Below are 751 nucleotides of genomic sequence, written 5' to 3'. Positions count from 1 at the left end.
AGCGGGCCGATGCCCGCCCGCGCAGCGCCGGCGGCGGCAACGGCGAAGGCCGCACCATCGGCTGGTTGGAGCGGTCGCCCCGCTCTTGAAGAGAGGGTTCGGGGGCGCAGCTCCCGAGAGATCCGCAGGGCTCTGCCCTGCACCCGCAAAAGGTCTCGACCTTTTGAAACCGGGATTCTTCCAGATTGATACGGACGCCGCCTCGGGGGAACCTCCCGGGGCTGCTTCTTTTTTGCGCGGGGTGTCCCATCTCACCGGCACGTCGGACGAGAGGCTGCACCATGCGGTTCGAACTCTATCGGGATGCCAAGGGCGAGTGGCGCTGGCGCCTGCGCGCGCGCAACGGCGAGGTGATCGCGGATTCCGGCGAGGGCTACCTGCGCCGCGAGGATTGCGAGCACGGCATCGCCCTCGTCCGCCAGAGCACCGAGGCTCGCATCGAGGACATGACCACCAAGATCGCCTGAGCGCTGGCTGCGTCTCCACGACCGTCCGGGGCGGCGAGGTCAAAAATAAACCCTGTCCGAATCTCCGTAGTGGTTACGCTGCAACGCTTCCCATCGCCCATGCGTTGCAGCGTTTCGGACCGCCGACCGGGTTCTCGTCCCGCGTGCGGTCCGTCGTCGAAGACGCAATCACGCGAAGGGAGTCGAGACGTGCTGAGGAAATTCCTGCTCGCGGCCCTGCTGGTGCTGGGCTTTGCGGCCGCGGCGCCGCAGGGCGCGTCGGCCGCGCCGGTCGGTCCGGGCAT

1 protein-coding gene is annotated in these 751 nt (G+C 68.0%); it reads left to right on the top strand.

What is annotated here, in order from left to right; genetic code table 11:
- Nucleotides 1-281: 281 nt before the first annotated feature.
- Nucleotides 282-467 (top strand): DUF1508 domain-containing protein, encoded by a 186-nt coding sequence (locus tag FV228_RS31490; RefSeq protein WP_147857947.1) that lies wholly within the window; start codon nucleotides 282-284, stop codon nucleotides 465-467.
- The last annotated feature ends 284 nt before the right edge of the window (nucleotides 468-751 follow it).

Source organism: Methylobacterium sp. WL18 (assembly GCF_008040015.1).
Classification (GTDB): domain Bacteria; phylum Pseudomonadota; class Alphaproteobacteria; order Rhizobiales; family Beijerinckiaceae; genus Methylobacterium; species Methylobacterium mesophilicum.
This window is presented reverse-complemented; position numbering and strand designations above follow the sequence as displayed.